We start from the raw sequence: 15365 nt of genomic DNA on the forward strand, positions 1-15365 counted from the left end.
CGCTTCCCGCGCGGCGTGCCACATTGAGGTCATGTCCCGCCGCGACGACGGCCTTGTCCGGGCGATCCTCGGCCCACCAACACCGGCAAGACCCACTTGGCGATCGAGCGGATGTGCGCCCATTCCTCGGGCGTCATCGGCTTCCCGCTGCGTCTCCTCGCCCGCGAGGTTTACGACCGTGTCGTCGCCATCAAGGGCGAAAGCCAGGTCGCGCTAGTCACCGGCGAGGAACGCATCGTCCCCAAGGGCGCGCAGTATTTCCTGACCACCGCCGAATCGATGCCGATCGCCAACGAGGGCGAGGACGGCCGCGACTTCGCCTTCGCCGCGATCGACGAGGCGCAGCTCGGCATCGATCCGGAGCGCGGCCATGTCTTCACCGACCGGCTGCTCCGCGCGCGCGGCCGCGAGGAAACGCTGATCCTCGGATCGGATACGCTCAAGCCCCTGGTCCGCAAACTGCTTCCCAAAGCGGAAATCGTCAGCCGCCCGCGCTTTTCGACCCTGCGCTATGCCGGCTCATGCAAGCTCTCCCGCCTGCCACCGCGAAGCGCGGTCGTCGCGTTCAGTGCCGAGCAGGTCTATGCGCTCGCCGAAATGCTGCGCCGCTTCAAGGGCGGCGCGGCGGTGGTCATGGGCGCGCTGTCGCCCGCCACCCGCAACGCCCAGGTGGCGATGTTCCAGCGCGGGGAGGTCGATTACCTGATCGCCACCGACGCCATCGGCATGGGACTCAACATGGACGTGTCCCATGTCGCCTTCGCCGGCCTGGAAAAGTTCGACGGCCACCGCGACCGCCGGCTGACCATCCCCGAAATGGCCCAGATCGCCGGCCGCGCCGGGCGCCACCAGCGTGACGGCAGTTTCGGAACGCTGGCGTTGGGCGGCGAGTCCGGCCCCGCCTTCACCGACGAGGAGTTCGCCGCAATCGAGGAGCATCGCTTCCGCCCCCTCGACTTCCTCTACTGGCGCAGCGCCGACCTCGATTTCACCACGGTCGCCGACCTGATCCGCAGCCTCGAGCAGCGCAGCGACGACCCGCTGCTGCGCTCGGCGCCGGTGTCGATCGACCTCGCCGTCCTGAAGCTGATCGCCGAGGATCCGGCCATCGCCGCCACGACCGAAAAGCGCGCTCGCCGGCTGTGGGCGGTGTGCGGCCTGCCCGATTTCCGCAAGGTCGGGCCGATGCACCACGCGCGCATGGTCCGCCGCCTGTTTAGCTACATCGGCGAGGGCGGCCACATCCCGCACGAATGGTTCGCCGCCGAGGTGGCGCGGCTCGACAACGTCAATGGAGATATCGAGGCGCTGGCTGACCGCCTCGCCGGCATCCGCAGTTGGGCGTACATCGCCCAGCGCGCCGACTGGCTGGCCGACCCCGCCAAATGGGCGGAGCGAACCCGCCAGGTCGAGGGCAGGCTCAGTGACGCGCTTCACGAACGGCTGACCCAGCGCTTCGTCGACCGGCGCACCGCGGTGCTGGTCCGCGACATCGGCGCGCGCGGTGCCGACGCACTGCCGATCACGGTTGCCGACGACGGCGAGGTCAGCGTCGGGCCCGAACCGATCGGCCATCTGATCGGCTTCGACTTCAAGGTCGACCCGACCGCCCGCCACGCCGACAAGCGGCTGCTGCTCGCCGCCGCCGAACGCCGGCTTGGGGAGGAACTCGACCGTCGCGCCAGCGCGCTTACCGACGCGCCCGACCATGACTTCACCCTGATCGAGGAGGAGGGCGTCGGACTGGCGATCGGCTGGGACGGCCATGTCCTTGCCCGGCTCGCCCCTGGCCGGACATTGCTGGAGCCGGCGGTCCGCACCGCGCGCGCGCTCGACCGGCTGTCCGCCGACCGGCGCGGCAAGCTTCGCGAACGGCTCGAACGCTGGGTCGAATCCAGCGTTACCCGCCACGTGCCGACCTTGCGCAGGCTGGCCGCCGCCGCCACCGACAAGGCCGCCACCCCCGGCGTCCGCGCGCTCGCCGCCATGCTGGTCGATGCCGGCGGACATTTGCCGCGCCGCACGGTCGCCGCGCAACTTGCCCAGCTCGACAAATCCGATCGCCACGCGCTTCATCGCCTTGGCATCCGGCTCGGCGCGCTCGACGTGTTCGCGCCGGGCCTGCTCCGTCCCTCCGCCCAGCACTGGCGCGCCGCCCTGCTCGCCATCCGCGCCGGGCAAGCGATGCCGAAGCTGCCGGAACCCTCCGCGGCGCGCCTCGACGCCGCCGCCGACCCGCGCGGCGCCGGGCTGGCGTTCCGCCGGCTCGGCAGCGAATGGCTGCGCATCGACCTTGCCGACCGGCTCGCCACTCACGCCCACCAGGTCAAGGCGGCAAGCGGCGACGATCCGGTCGATCGCCCCCTGGTCACCAGCCTTGGTCTCGGAAACGAGGCGCTGATGCGGCTGATGGCGGAGATCGGCTTCGTTCCCGGTCAGGGCGATGCCTGGAAATGGCGTGGGACCCAGCGCAAGGCCCGCCGGTCGGAAACGGCTCCGCGCCCCGGCAACGCCTTCGCTGCGCTCGCCGGTCTCAAGCGCTGATCGTTGCGCGTCGACCGCTACCTCCACTGCATCCGGCTCGTGAAAAGCCGTACCCTCGCGCAGGCGCTGGTGGCCGAGGGGCGTGTCAGGATCGACGGCCGCCGCATCGAGAAATCCGCCGACGAGGTGCGGGTCGGCAGCGTGATCGCCTTGCCCCTGCGCGGTCAGGTGCGCGTCCTTCGCGTCCTGGCGCTTCCCCAGCGCCGTTGTCCGGCGCCGGAGGCGCGCGCCGCCTATGAGGAACTCGCCGAGCCGGCAAATGCGAACGTCTCGCAGGAAGCGTCCGGCGATTGACAGCGGCCGGTGCGCGGACCTAGCGAATCCCGAACAAGGGAGCATCACCGACCATGACATATGTCGTCACCGACGCCTGCATCCGCTGCAAATATATGGACTGCGTCGAAGTCTGTCCGGTCGATTGCTTCTACGAGGGCGAGAACATGCTCGTCATCAACCCGAACGAATGCATCGACTGCGGCGTGTGCGAACCGGAATGCCCGGCCGAGGCAATCCTGCCCGACACCGAATCCGGCCAGGAGAAATGGCTGGAACTGAACGCCAACTTCTCGGCGCAGTGGCCCAACGTCACCCGTAAGAACGACCAGACCCCCGCCGATGCGGACGAGCACAAGGGCGAAGAGGGCAAGTACGACAAATATTTCTCGCCCGAACCCGGCAAGGGCGACTGATCCGCGAGGCGTGCGCGCCATCGGCAACCGTTCGGCCTCGCCGGGCGTAGATCAGGCGATTCATCGCTGCCGCTGGAGGGAAGAGCCTGTGCGTATCGCTCGATTCACCCCATCGATTGCCGCCGCCGCGCTGTCGGCCTGCATGCCGCCGCATCCCGCGCCGGCCCCGGCACCGGCGGAAGTCATCCCGCAAAGCACCAATGTCGCCCTGTCGCGCCTGCCTGCCGCGGCCCTCGCCGCCTATGCCGGAACCTATCGCTCCGGCGCGGATACGCTGATCATTCGCCGCGCCGGCGACGCCCTCTTCGCGGACCGCAACGGCGTCCCGGCCGGCGCTCCGCTTACCCTCGTCGGACTGGGCACCTTTGTCGACGGCGTGGGCACGTCCTACCTGTTCGTGCCGGCTGACGGCAGTGCCGGAAAGCTACGCACGGTCGCCGCCAATGGAACTTCCCGCGACTGGGCGCGCTGACCGCGCAATTCGCGCCGATTGTCGGCCGACCAACAGGGGAAGTTCATTGATAAAGCGGTGGATCATCGCCGCGGCCGCGCTGGCCGCCTTCGCCTCGCCGGCCATGGCGCAGGACACGGCTGGCACGGGCACCGCGCCCCTCCCTGACCCGACTGATCAAAGCGACAGTTTCATGATCGGCCTGGGCGTCGGGCGGGTGGCCGACTATGAAGGGTCGGACGATTATCGAATCATCCCTGCGGGCGCGATCCGTGCCCGGGTCAACGGCATCAACATCCAGACTCGCTCGACTTACCTGTATGTCGATGTCGTCCAAAGCAGCGTGGGCAATTTCAATTTCGACCTTGGCCCGATCGTCGGCCTTCGAATGAACCGCAGCAGCAAGATCAAGGATGACGTCGTCGACCTGCTGCCGCGCCGCAAGAAGGCGATCGAGGTCGGAGGCTTCGCCGGCGTATCGCTTCGCGGCCTCACCAATCCCTACGACGCGCTCAGCTTCCGGCTCGACGTGGTCAAGGACATCGGCAAGGCGCACCAGTCGACCGTCATCACGCCCTCGGTCGATTTCGGAACGCCGATCTCGCGCAAGTTCTACGTGTCGGTGGGCGCAAGCGCCGACTTCGTCGCCGACGACTACGCCGACTATTATTTCTCGATCACCCCGGCCGATGCGCTGGCGTCCGGCCTTCCGGTCTACGACGCGGATGGTGGGTTCAAGAACTGGAAACTCAGCCTCCTCGCCAACACGGCAATCACCGGCGACTTGACGCACGGCCTGTCCGCCTTCGCTCTCGCCAGCTATGGCCGGCTCAAGAATGACTTCGCGGATTCGCCCATTGTCTCGCTTCGCGGCAGCCCCAAACAGTCCCTGCTCGCGCTCGGGCTCGCCTATACCTTCTGACCCGGCGCGGGGCGGGCATGATCGGGGGTGACGCCGGCCGTGCCGCGGTCGACGCGGCCTTGAAAGCCGGCCGCACCGGCGAGGCGATCCTGCTGCTTCGCCAGCGCGTCGCCGCCGCCGCCGACCCGGATCCTCACCGCCTGGCGCTCGCCAAGCTGTTGGCGCGGGAAGGCGAATTGGCCGAGGCGCTGGCGCAGGTCGAGGCGATGGCGCCAGTCGCGCGCCACGACAACCGCGCCTTCCATTCCGGGCTGCTGCTCAAGCTCGGCCGTCATGACGAGGCCCTGCCGATCTACCAGTCACTCGCCGCGACGCGGCCGCGCGACCCCGATTTCTGGCACAGCTACGGCGCGCTGCTGCGCGGGCTGGGCCGGCAGGACGAGGCGATTGCCGCCTATCGCCGCGCCACCGGCAAGCCCGGCGACGGCCCCGCCTGGTGGGGCCTCGCCAACCTGAAGACCTTCCACTTCGCACCCGCCGACCTCGCCGCCATGCGCCGCGCGCTTCGCCGTCCCGGGCTCGACCCGCACGACGCCGCCGCGCTCCATTTCGCGCTGGGCAAGGCGCAGGCCGACGCCGGACAGCACGACGCCGCCTTCGCCGACTATGCCGCCGGAAACCGATTGATCGCCGCCAGCTTCCCGCCCGGCGCGGCCAGCGTCACCACCCGCGTCGACCAGCTCATCTCCCACTTCGATGCCGCCGCGTTCGGCCGGCTCGGCGGCCGCGGCGATCCGTCGCCTGCGCCGATCTTCATCCTCGGCATGCATCGCGCCGGGTCGACCCTGGTCGAGCAGATCCTCTCCAGCCATCCGGCGATCGAGGGCACCGCCGAGCTTCCCATCCTCCCCCGCCTGTGGCGAAGCCTCGGCCCCGATCCGCTCGCCGCGCTCGACCGCGCCGACCTCGCCGCGCTTGGCGCCACCTACCTGACTCGCGCCGCCGCCTACCGCCGCGAGGGCAAGCCGCGCTTCATCGACAAGCTGCCCGACAACTGGCTCCACGCCGCCTTCATCCGCCTGATCCTGCCGAACGCCCACATCATCGACGTCCGCCGCCACCCGATGGCCAGCGGCTTCTCCAACTTCCGCCAGCGCTTCGCCGGCGGCGCGGCGTTCAGCTACGACCTCGCCACCATCGGCCGCTTCTACGCCGACTATGTCCGCTTCATGGACCATATCGCCCGCGTCCAGCCGGGCGCCGCCCACCGCCTGATCTACGAGCAGCTGGTCGACGATCCGGAGCGCGAGATCCGCCGCTTGCTCGACTTCCTCGGCCTGCCGTTCGACCCGGCCTGCCTCAGCTTTCACGCCAACACTCGCACCGTCGCCACCCCGTCGGCGCAGCAGGTCCGCCGCCCGATCAACCGCGACGGCATCGACGCCTGGCGCCCGTTCGAAGCCCATCTCGGCCCGCTCAAGGAAGCACTCGGCGACGTGCTCGACACCTGGGACAAACCCCAGCCGCACTGACTTCCCACGCGCCGCAATCGCGCCTATTGCAGCCTCATCCCCGGGGAGCCGCTTGGCTGAGAGGGAGGGCTCGCATCCTCCGACCCGTCGAACCTGATGCCGTTGATACGGCCGTAGGGAGGGAAGACGGGCCATCCCGCCATCCCTCCATATCTGGAGAGTGAACGCATGGCCGACATCCCCGCCCGCACCGAACTCAAGGTCACCACCGGCCCGATCCGCGGCAGCCGCAAGATCCACGTCGGCCCGCTCAAGGTCGCGATGCGCGCCATCGACCTCGAGGCCTCGTCCGGCGAACCGCCGCTCAACGTCTACGACACCTCCGGCCCCTACACCGACCCGGCGCAACGCATCGACATCATGGCCGGCCTGCCCGAGCTTCGCCGCGACTGGATCCGCGACCGCGGCGATGTCGAGGAAGTCACCCAGCGCGAGGTGAAGCCCGAAGATAACGGCCAGCTAGGCCCCGACCGCAGCGGCGGCGTGCAACCCTTCCCCAACGTCCGCCGCAAGGTGCTTCGCGCCCGCCCCGGCGCCAACGTCAGCCAGATGCACTACGCCCGCCGCGGCATCGTCACGCCCGAGATGGAATATGTCGCCATCCGCGAGAACATCGGCCGCGAGGCGCTGCGCGACCACCGCCGCGACGGCGAATCCTGGGGCGCCGCCATCCCCGACCATGTCACCCCGAATTCGTCCGCGACGAGGTTGCGCGCGGCCGCGCCATCATCCCCAACAACATCAACCACCCGGAATCCGAGCCGATGGCGATCGGCCGCAACTTCCTGGTCAAGATCAACGCCAACATCGGCAACAGCGCGGTCGCGTCCGACGTCGCGTCCGAAGTCGACAAGATGGTGTGGGCGATCCGCTGGGGCGCCGACACGGTCATGGACCTCAGCACCGGCCGCAACATCCACGACACGCGCGAATGGATCATCCGCAATTCGCCCGTCCCGATCGGCACCGTCCCCATCTACCAGGCGCTGGAGAAGGTGGGCGGCATCGCCGAGGACCTGACCTGGGAGATTTTCCGCGACACGCTGATCGAACAGGCGGAGCAGGGCGTCGACTATTTCACCATCCACGCCGGCGTCCGCCTGCCCTACGTCCCGCTGACCGCCAAGCGCGTCACCGGCATCGTCAGCCGCGGCGGATCGATCATGGCCAAGTGGTGCCTTGCCCACCACCGCGAAAGCTTCCTCTACGAACGCTTCGACGAGATCACCGAGATCATGAAGGCCTATGACATCGCCTATTCGTTGGGCGACGGCCTCCGCCCCGGCAGCATCGCCGATGCCAACGACGAGGCGCAGTTCGCCGAGCTCTACACGCTGGGCGAGCTGACCAAGCGCGCCTGGGACCAGGACGTGCAGGTGATGATCGAGGGCCCCGGACACGTGCCGATGCACAAGATCAAGGAGAATATGGACAAGCAGCTGGAAGCGTGCGGCGAGGCGCCCTTCTACACGCTGGGGCCGCTGACCACCGACATCGCGCCCGGATACGACCATATCACCAGCGGCATCGGCGCCGCGATGATCGGTTGGTACGGCACCGCGATGCTTTGCTACGTGACGCCGAAGGAACACCTTGGCCTGCCCGATCGCGACGATGTGAAGGTCGGCGTCGTCACCTACAAGCTCGCCGCCCACGCCGCCGACCTCGCCAAGGGCCACCCCGCCGCCAAGCTGCGCGACGACGCGCTGAGCCGCGCCCGCTTCGAATTCCGCTGGCGCGACCAGTTCAACCTGTCGCTCGATCCCGACACGGCGGAGCAATACCACGACCAGACGCTCCCGGCCGAAGGCGCCAAGACCGCCCATTTCTGCAGCATGTGCGGGCCGAAGTTTTGTTCGATGAAGATCACGGCTGAGGTGCGCGAATTCGCCCGACTTCAGCAAGAAGGCCTGATCAACTCGACCCCGTCAGCTGAAGCCGATGCCGGCATGGCCGAAATGAGCCGCGCCTATAACGAAGGCGGGCGCGAGCTCTACATCGGCGCGGGCGGGCGCGAGCACGACTAGCCGCGCCGGGGCCTGTCCGGGACGGGCGGCCCAGGCGGGCCCGCCGGTCCCGACGGGCCCTTAATTGTTGGTCATATTCTCCAGCCCGCGCACGACGCCGGGCTTGACCGAAGGGTTGGACGCGTTCTGCTTTTTCGGCCCTTCCTTCTTGGGTTTGCGGATTTCCTTATTCGACTTCTGGCCTTTGGCCATGATGCGTTCCGATCAACGGGCGTGATGCCCAAGGGAGCGTGTAGCATGGCGCAAGGGGTGGGGTGGCATGCATTCGGGTGGCCTCGAATTCCGCTGGCGCGACCCATTCAACCTGTCGCTCGACCCCGACACGGCAGAGCAATACCACGACCAGACGTTGCCAGCGGAGGGGGCGAAGACGGCGCATTTCTCCAGCATGTGCGGGCCGAAGTTCTGTTCGATGAAGATCACGCAGGAGGTTCGAGACTTTGCGGCGAAGCAGCAGGAAGGGCCGATCAACACCACCGTCTCCTCCCTGTCGCAAAGCGATGGGGAGGTGGCAGCGCGCAGCGCTGACGAAGGGTCCAGCACCCTATCCGAACAAGACGCCGAAGCCGGCATGGCGGAGATGAGCGAGCGCTATCGCGAGGGCGGGAACGAGCTTTACGTCCGAGCTGGTGGGCGGGAGCACAACTACACGCAACGGAAGTCAAAATCGATTCGCCTACCCACGTTGCCGAAATTAGAGTTAAAGGCTTGCCATTCGGCAAGGGACTACAATGGCGCGAACGATTTTCTTTTCTTGGCAGAGTGATCGTCCTGCGAATGTCACGCGTACGGTAATTAAAGACGCGATTGTCAGGGCAATCGAAGATTTAAACGCTGACGTGCTTGAAGCCGAGCGGCCGAGCGACGAGCGTGTCGAAATTGATCACGATACAAAGGGGCTACCTGGGACCCCAGATATCGCGTCAGCAATCCTTGAGAAGATCGAGGCTGCCGCAATATTTCTAGCCGACGTAACACCAATTGGCTTGAGCGATGAATACTCTGGCAAACGCCGCAAACACTTACCGAACCCGAACGTCTTGATCGAACTGGGTTTTGCTAAAAAGGCGTTAACCACAGGATGCATTGTTCAGGTGTGGAATACGTTCTTCACCGGATGCAGTCCTGACGACCTTCCTTTCGACATGCGCGGAAAGAGGGGCCCATCACATTTTCGCTCGCGCCAGACGCTTCTAAGAAGGATCGCGAAGCTGCGACGACGGCTTTAGCGAAGACCCTTACAACGGCGTTCGGTCAAATCCTGCAAAGCCAGCCAAAAGCCTCCAAGACCATGCCGGAATGGGCCGAGCCATCGAATGACGATCGCTCAATTTGGCCAACAAAAGACGGCGAAATCCTTGTCAACGAAGTTGACCACGGATCTGGGATTAAGCGCATTCAGCCTCCGCCTCGAAGCTACGTTCGCATTCTCCCGAGTTCGTGGAATGGCTCGGACGGAGACGATAGGCACGACATTTTGATTGACGGCTTAGGGTACAGTTGGGGGTCAACTAGGGGAGGAGTTGCGACCTATCCCGGCAGCGTTGTCTTTCCGGACACCACGGACGCGCACGCCTTCACCAAGAGATTTGCGGTCACAGGTGAGGTCTGGGCGACTCGGACGAATGTGACCACCGAGCGGGACGGCAGAGTGTATGTATTCGCCGACAGGATCGCTGAGGGCTGGGCCAAATTTCTCGGATATGCGATCCCCCATGTTGCCAGTGGGGGAGGAGGATTTCCCTTTTTAGTTCGGCTGGGCGTGGTTGGATTAGAACAGACTCATTGGCCCGGCGAAACGGGTTTTGCAGCGCAACCCCGCATTGCGCTCGAATCGAAACTTGAGATGGACTTTCGGCTTGAGAAGCTATCTGCAGATGACATTTGGGCTATCGTCGAAAGCGCGTGGATTCGATACCGACGTGTCTTCAGCATTCCTGAACCGACCTTGCAGTCCAAACAGCAAATGCGGTTCTTCATAAATAGCTGTATGCCTTCGGACGTGATTCCGCATTAATGGCGAGCGATGCGTCAATCTTTTGACGGCACCAACTTTTCCACCAATCCCCGCAAGTCCCCCGGCGTCGTATGCCCCGCCACCACCTCGTGATAACCGATGCCCGCTTTGCGCAGCGCTTCCTTCTTCACCGCGTCGCGCGCCGCTGCGTCGGTCAGGTGATGGCCAGTGCCCTGATATTCGATCGCCGCAACGGCGTTGCAGTCGGCGTCGACCACCAGCAGGTCGACCCGCTTGCTGTTGATGCAAGCATACGCGTCCTTGCTCTTCGAGCGCAGGATTTCGCCCAGGCTGACCTGCGCCATCACTTGCCAGCTAGGATGCCGCGCCAGCACCAACCGGTCGAGTTCCTTGAATAGCCGCGCTTCGCCGCGATTGAGTAGAGGCTGCACCGTAAAGTCCGCCGCCATCACTGTCCGCAACTGATCGGCGGAGTCCGGAATGGGGTCGGCCTTCGGCTGGAATGCCACTACCTTGCCGTCGCCGGGCTTGCCCTTTGACGAGCGGCCCGAATTGCGCTCCCGCCACGCCTTGCGCTTCTGCTTGACGGTAAACTGCTCAACCACAATGCCGAACATGGCACCGACGAACAGGACGGCGATCAAAGACAGGGGCTTGTCGATCAGGGCTAAGATTTCGGGCGGCATGACGAGTCAAGTATAGGTCGCTCCCAGTTAAGAATTCGCTGTCCTACTCTTGTTCAATCTGCTCCATCCTCATCGATGGACGACACATCATTGCCGGACACCGGCCTTCACCCCGCCGATCTTCCCACCCTTGAGCTGACCGATCCGCTGGCGCAATCGTTCGACGCGTTCGACAACGACGCGCCCGACGACGACGACGGTTTCGACGATGACGACGGCGACGACGCGGACGACTTCGTGCCCGTCGCGCTTCGCACCCGCCACGACGGCTGGACGCCGCAGAAGCAGCATGACTTCATCGCCGCGCTGGCCGAGTGCGGCTGTGTCACCGACGCCTGCGCCGCCGTCGGCATGACCGCCCGCAGCGCCTACAAGCTTCGCGCCCGGCCGACCGCCGGCATCTTCCGCCAGGCGTGGGACGTCGCGCTGGACCATGCCGTGTCGCGCCTGACCGACGCCGCGTTTTCGCGCGCGTTCCACGGCGTGTCCCACCCCATCTTCTACCAGGGCGAGCAGGTGGGGGAGCGGCGCATCTTCAACGACCGCCTGGCGATGTTCCTGATGCGCTATCGCGATCCCACCCGCTACGGCCACTGGATGGACGACATGGAGGCGCGCCGCCATCCCGACGGCGCCGGTATCGTCCTTGCCCATGCCCTCAATTCGGTGATGGACGCCGCCCATGGCGTCGAGCCGGAGGCCGACCCCGAAGATCCGTGGAAGCCGCTCAACCAGGGCCCCTACATCCCGCCGCCGCCGATCCCGGAGGGCGACCCCGACAATCCGATGACCCACATCATCGCCGTGTGCGAACACAACGACCGCGTCCGGCGCAAAGCCGCGCTGGAGGAACGCGCCTCGGCCGCCGGCGCCCGCTCGGTCTTCCCGGTCCACACCCCGCGCCACCGCCCCGGCTAGGGCATTTTTAAGTCCCCCATGCCGCGAACTTTGCGAACTTCCAGCCAAGCCGCCGAGCAGAAGGGCCCGATTGCAGCGCAATCGCTCCCTTCTGTCGAAGAGACGGCGTGGCCCGGCCGCCGGGTCGCCCAGCGAACCCGAGCGACGGCGCGGAATTACCTTCCGCGCCGCCACCCCGCCCCGCGAAATGCAGCCCGTCGCGGGACTAAATTCCGCGCCGTCGGTCCTGTCTGCTCACGCAGCAGGCCGTCCGGCTCGCGACGGCTCTTCGCGCTGCTCCGGCGACGCTTCGCGCCGGCGTCGCTGCGCTTGGCGTCGCTTCGCTTACAGCGCGACGCGGATCTTGCCGCAGGTGCAGGCTTCGCAGTTGCACGGGGCGCAGGTGCACGGGCTGCACTGGCAGGCGCGCTTGCTGTTGTCGGTCATGGTCAAAGAACTCCCTTTCATTTGGATGGATGTTTGCCTTTCGGCGAATCACTCTCTAACCTCCGGACCATGGTACGGAGTCAAGCGATGGACATGACGCCATGGCGATGACCATTGCCGCGCTCGGTCGCGCCGCCGGGGTCGGGGTCGAAACGGTCCGCTATTACCAGCGGCGCGGGCTGCTGCCGGTGCCCGACGGCGCCGGGTCGATCCGCCGCTACGACGACAGCGACCTTCGCAAGCTCCACTTCATCCGCCGTGCCGCCGCCGCCGGCTTCAGCCTGGCAGAGATCGGCGAATTGATCCGCCTCGACGCCACCAACGACCGCGCCCGCGCCGCGGAAATGGCCGGTGTCCGCCTTGCCGCGCTGGACGACAGGATCGCCGAGCTGGAGGCGGCGCGCGCGTCGCTCGGCAAGCTCCGCCGCGCCTGCACCGGCGGCAAGGCCGGGCCCTGCCCCATCCTCGAAGCGTTCGACCCGGATTAGGCGTCGGGGCTCGAACATAGCCTGGGTTAATAACTCACCTCTGACTCCTACCCGGGATCGGCCTATTCTCGTTGCGCACCCGACTCGAAGGAGATGAGCCATGACCGACGGCATTGCACCCACCGAACGATGGATCGACGGGTCGGGCGGCCGGCTGTTCACCCGCCACTGGGAACCGGCCGGACCGGCCCGCGCCAATCTCGTCATCTGCCACGGGGTCAATTCGCACAGCGGGCAATATCTTCGCGCCGGGCAGGACTTCGCCGCCCGCGGCTATGCGGTGACCGCTCTCGACCTGCGCGGCCGCGGCCAGTCGGACGGCGAGCGGTTCTATGCCGACAGCATCGCCGATTATGTCGATGACCTCAGCCGTGCGATCGAGCTTGGCCGATCCCACCATCCCGACCTGCCGCTCTACCTGTTGGGCCATAGCGCCGGCGGCGTGACGTCGGTCAGCTATGCGCTCGATTACCAGGCCCGGATCGACGGGCTGATCTGCGAAAGCTTCGCCTTCCGCGTCTTCGCGCCTGATATCGCGCTGAAGCTGGTCGAAGGCGCCAGCCACATCCTGCCCCACGCCCATGTGCTCAAGCTGAAGAATGCCGACTTCTCCCGCGATCCCGCCTGGGTCGCGGCGCTGGAGGCGGATCCGTACACGCAGGGCGAAACCCAGCCGGTCCAGACCGTCGCCGCCCTGGCCCGCGCCGGGGAGCGGTTCGAGCGCGAATTCCCGCGCATCACCGTGCCGGTGCTGATCCTCCACGGCACCGCCGACCATGCGACGCGGCCCGACGGCAGCCAGCAATTTTTCGACGAGGCGGGGTCGGCCGACAAGACGCTCAAGCTCTACGACGGCCATTATCACGACCTGCTCAACGACATCGGCCGCGAGGGCGTGATCGACGACATTGCCAACTGGATCGACGACCGCCTGCCGGGATCGCTGCTGCCGGAACGGATGGAGGCGCCGATGCCACCGGTCGGCGCCTAGGCGGTCCCCACTAAAGCTACAGCTTGATTTCGCCTTCCTCGCCGCTGTCCCAGTAATGGATGCGGTCCGCGTGGACCTTGACCAGGGTCAGGCCCGGCGAGTCGATGCCTTGCGGCCACCAGCGTTCCAGCTCGTCCTGCCAATGCTCGGCGAATTGCGCCTTGTCGCGGATCAGCTCGCCCTTGCCTTCGATGGCGATGAAGATGCCGGGCTTGCCGACCACGCCCAGCAGGCCGCCGCTTCCCTGGTAGGCGAGCGCCACGGCCGGGTTGCGTTCCAGGTCGTGGACCGTGCGGCTGTCGCCGTCGGTGAAAAAGAAGCTGTCCCCGCTATAGTCGACCTCGCGGTTGTTCGACATCGGCCGTCCGGCCAGCCCGCCGTCGCTGACCGTGGTCAGCATGCAAAAGTCGATGTCACACATCGCCTTGCTAAGGTCGGCGAGGGACTTGGTGGCGGGCTTGTCGATCGTGTCGGTCATGGCGGTGCTCCTGCTTCCCGCCACCAACGTCCCACCCGCTCAACCGCTCCGTCGCTGGCACCGTCAGCGCGGCCGCGATAGTGGGGAATGGGGAGGCTGCCATGAACGACCGGCTATCGATCGTCGAATACCGCGACGACCTCGCGTCCCGGTTCCGCGACATCAACGCGGCGTGGATCCGGTCCATGTACGTCCTGGAACCGCACGACATCGAGGTGCTGGAAAATCCGCGGGCGCACATCATCGATCCGGGCGGGCAGATTGTGTTCGTGGCGCTGGACGGCAGGATCGTCGGCGCGGGGCGCTGATGCCGGTCGGCGGCGGTGCGGTCGAACTGACCAAGATGGGCGTGCTGGACGAGGCGCGCGGGCAGAAGGCAGGGGAATATCTGCTCGCGGCGCTGATCGAACGCGGCCGGTCGATGCGACCGAGCCGGCTGTTCCTGCTGACCAACAGGAAATCGCAGGCGGCCATCCACCTCTATGAGAAGCTGGGCTTCGTCCACGATGACGACGTCATGGCTGCCTACGGCGCGAGCTACGATCGCTGCGACGTCGCGATGAATTATCCGCTCTAGCGGACGGTGACGCCCGCGCGGTCGAGTTCGGGACGGAGCCGTCCGCTGATCCACAGGCCGAACATCTTGAAATCCGAAGCCAGCGACCACAGCGGATAGGTGAAGGTCGCCGGGCGGTTCTTCTCGACCCCGAAATGGGCCAGCCACGCGAAGCCGTAACCGGCCAGCGGCATGGCCAGCAGCCACCACCAGCGGCCGCTCACGATCGCAAAGGCGGCGACGGCGATGACCAGCGCGGTTCCGATGTAATGGAGCGCCCGCGTTTGCGGCCGCGAATGTTCGCGCAGGTAATGGGGCCAGAATTCGGCGAAGGTCTCGTAGTCCCGGGCCACGGCCAGAAGCTGCCACGGGCGGGGCAGCTTGTCCACGGCCGCAAGGACCTAGTCGAACAGTTCTTCGAGGAAGCTCTTCCGCCGCTTGTACGGCTTGTGCCCGTAGCGCGCTTGCGGGTGGTAGCCCTGCTGGCCCCAGGGCTGCTGCGGCGGAGGCGGCGCTTGCGGCGCGGCCGGCGCTTCGGGGGCGGCGGCGGCATTGCGCTCGATGATCTTGTCGAGCTCTCCGCGATCCAGCCAGACGCCGCGGCACTGCGGGCAATAATCGATCTCGATTCCCGACCGTTCGCTCATCGTCAGCGGGGCTCCGTCGACCGGGCAGGCCATGGGGCCGGAAGAATGGGGCATGTGTCGCTCCTGAAGTTCGAATCCAGTTCCTAGATTGG

General features: G+C 66.4%; 18 protein-coding genes, 2 pseudogenes and 1 riboswitch. Of the genes and pseudogenes, 15 read left to right on the plus strand and 5 right to left on the minus strand.

Translation table 11 applies throughout. The features are described 5' to 3' along the window. The first annotated feature begins 111 nt into the window (after window positions 1-111). From H9L12_RS11235 to thiC, 7 genes and pseudogenes are all read left to right on the plus strand, one after another. Entirely contained in the window at window positions 112-2544 is a 2433-nt protein-coding gene (locus H9L12_RS11235) for a helicase-related protein (protein ID WP_187541803.1), read from the plus strand. A 3-nt stretch (window positions 2545-2547) separates the two neighbouring features. Continuing rightward, window positions 2548-2838: an RNA-binding S4 domain-containing protein gene (locus H9L12_RS11240; protein WP_187541804.1), complete on the plus strand. Its 291-nt coding sequence runs from the start codon at window positions 2548-2550 to the stop codon at window positions 2836-2838. Between the two features lie 53 nt (window positions 2839-2891). Continuing rightward, on the plus strand, window positions 2892-3233 hold the full coding sequence (fdxA, locus tag H9L12_RS11245) for a ferredoxin FdxA (RefSeq protein ID WP_187541805.1): 342 nt from the start codon (window positions 2892-2894) through the stop codon (window positions 3231-3233). An 88-nt stretch (window positions 3234-3321) separates the two neighbouring features. Then, window positions 3322-3705: a hypothetical protein gene (locus H9L12_RS11250; RefSeq protein WP_187541806.1), complete on the plus strand. Its 384-nt coding sequence runs from the start codon at window positions 3322-3324 to the stop codon at window positions 3703-3705. Window positions 3706-3751: 46 nt separating this feature from the next. After that, a complete protein-coding gene (locus tag H9L12_RS11255) occupies window positions 3752-4606 on the plus strand; it encodes a MipA/OmpV family protein (protein WP_187541807.1) in 855 nt (284 codons plus the stop codon). 17 nt (window positions 4607-4623) lie between these two features. Beyond that, on the plus strand, window positions 4624-6078 hold the full coding sequence (locus H9L12_RS11260) for a tetratricopeptide repeat-containing sulfotransferase family protein (RefSeq protein ID WP_187541808.1): 1455 nt from the start codon (window positions 4624-4626) through the stop codon (window positions 6076-6078). A 31-nt stretch (window positions 6079-6109) separates the two neighbouring features. After that, window positions 6110-6215: riboswitch (TPP riboswitch) on the plus strand. A gap of 31 nt (window positions 6216-6246) precedes the next feature. Then, window positions 6247-8105, plus strand: a pseudogene (gene thiC, locus H9L12_RS11265) (phosphomethylpyrimidine synthase ThiC). A gap of 60 nt (window positions 8106-8165) precedes the next feature. Here thiC and H9L12_RS13980 read toward each other — a convergent pair. Beyond that, entirely contained in the window at window positions 8166-8297 is a 132-nt protein-coding gene (locus H9L12_RS13980) for a hypothetical protein (protein ID WP_281399785.1), read from the minus strand. 85 nt (window positions 8298-8382) lie between these two features. Here H9L12_RS13980 and H9L12_RS13985 point away from each other — a divergent pair. The 3 genes and pseudogenes from H9L12_RS13985 to H9L12_RS11280 form a co-directional block, all read left to right on the plus strand. Then, window positions 8383-8871 (plus strand): annotated as a pseudogene (locus H9L12_RS13985) (phosphomethylpyrimidine synthase ThiC); the annotation flags it as partial. Continuing rightward, a complete protein-coding gene (locus H9L12_RS11275) occupies window positions 8837-9334 on the plus strand; it encodes a hypothetical protein (RefSeq protein ID WP_187541809.1) in 498 nt (165 codons plus the stop codon). The pseudogene H9L12_RS13985 and the gene H9L12_RS11275, both read left to right, overlap by 35 nt. 398 nt (window positions 9335-9732) lie before the next feature. Beyond that, window positions 9733-10122: a hypothetical protein gene (locus tag H9L12_RS11280; protein WP_187541810.1), complete on the plus strand. Its 390-nt coding sequence runs from the start codon at window positions 9733-9735 to the stop codon at window positions 10120-10122. 14 nt (window positions 10123-10136) lie between these two features. Here the strand turns inward: H9L12_RS11280 and H9L12_RS11285 are convergent, their stop codons facing one another. After that, window positions 10137-10769, minus strand: a complete 633-nt coding sequence (locus H9L12_RS11285; RefSeq protein ID WP_187541811.1) for a DUF2726 domain-containing protein — start codon at window positions 10767-10769, stop codon at window positions 10137-10139. Window positions 10770-10844: 75 nt separating this feature from the next. Between H9L12_RS11285 and H9L12_RS11290 the strand changes: the two genes are divergently transcribed. The 3 genes from H9L12_RS11290 to H9L12_RS11300 all read left to right on the plus strand — a co-directional run bounded on the left by H9L12_RS11290 (window position 10845) and on the right by H9L12_RS11300 (window position 13592). Continuing rightward, window positions 10845-11687 carry a hypothetical protein gene (locus H9L12_RS11290; protein ID WP_187541812.1) on the plus strand — a complete coding sequence of 281 codons (843 nt, stop codon included), beginning with the start codon at window positions 10845-10847 and terminating at the stop codon, window positions 11685-11687. Between the two features lie 527 nt (window positions 11688-12214). After that, the gene (locus tag H9L12_RS11295; RefSeq protein ID WP_187541813.1) at window positions 12215-12601 is read left to right on the plus strand and encodes a MerR family transcriptional regulator; all 387 of its coding nucleotides are present in this window, start codon (window positions 12215-12217) and stop codon (window positions 12599-12601) included. A 100-nt stretch (window positions 12602-12701) separates the two neighbouring features. Beyond that, window positions 12702-13592, plus strand: a complete 891-nt coding sequence (locus H9L12_RS11300) for an alpha/beta hydrolase (RefSeq protein ID WP_187541814.1) — start codon at window positions 12702-12704, stop codon at window positions 13590-13592. A gap of 16 nt (window positions 13593-13608) precedes the next feature. On the opposite strand, the gene H9L12_RS11305 is transcribed toward H9L12_RS11300, so the two are convergent. Then, the gene (locus H9L12_RS11305; RefSeq protein WP_187541815.1) at window positions 13609-14070 is read right to left on the minus strand and encodes a pyridoxamine 5'-phosphate oxidase family protein; all 462 of its coding nucleotides are present in this window, start codon (window positions 14068-14070) and stop codon (window positions 13609-13611) included. A gap of 101 nt (window positions 14071-14171) precedes the next feature. On the opposite strand from H9L12_RS11305, the gene H9L12_RS13735 reads away from it, so the two are divergent. Together H9L12_RS13735 and H9L12_RS13740 are read left to right on the plus strand one after the other, a co-directional pair. Then, window positions 14172-14378, plus strand: coding sequence for a hypothetical protein (locus H9L12_RS13735; protein ID WP_246450393.1), 207 nt, complete (start codon window positions 14172-14174; stop codon window positions 14376-14378). Beyond that, window positions 14378-14647 (plus strand): GNAT family N-acetyltransferase, encoded by a 270-nt coding sequence (locus H9L12_RS13740; protein WP_246450394.1) that lies wholly within the window; start codon window positions 14378-14380, stop codon window positions 14645-14647. The genes H9L12_RS13735 and H9L12_RS13740 overlap by 1 nt, the downstream gene beginning before the upstream one ends. Here H9L12_RS13740 and H9L12_RS11315 read toward each other — a convergent pair. After that, window positions 14644-15015 (minus strand): Mpo1-like protein, encoded by a 372-nt coding sequence (locus H9L12_RS11315; protein WP_425506779.1) that lies wholly within the window; start codon window positions 15013-15015, stop codon window positions 14644-14646. The genes H9L12_RS13740 and H9L12_RS11315 overlap by 4 nt on opposite strands. Before the next feature lie 12 nt (window positions 15016-15027). Then, window positions 15028-15327 carry a TFIIB-type zinc ribbon-containing protein gene (locus tag H9L12_RS11320; RefSeq protein WP_223177121.1) on the minus strand — a complete coding sequence of 100 codons (300 nt, stop codon included), beginning with the start codon at window positions 15325-15327 and terminating at the stop codon, window positions 15028-15030. Window positions 15328-15365 lie beyond the last annotated feature (38 nt).

It is taken from the genome of Sphingomonas rhizophila (genome assembly GCF_014396585.1).
Classification (GTDB): domain Bacteria; phylum Pseudomonadota; class Alphaproteobacteria; order Sphingomonadales; family Sphingomonadaceae; genus Sphingomicrobium; species Sphingomicrobium rhizophilum.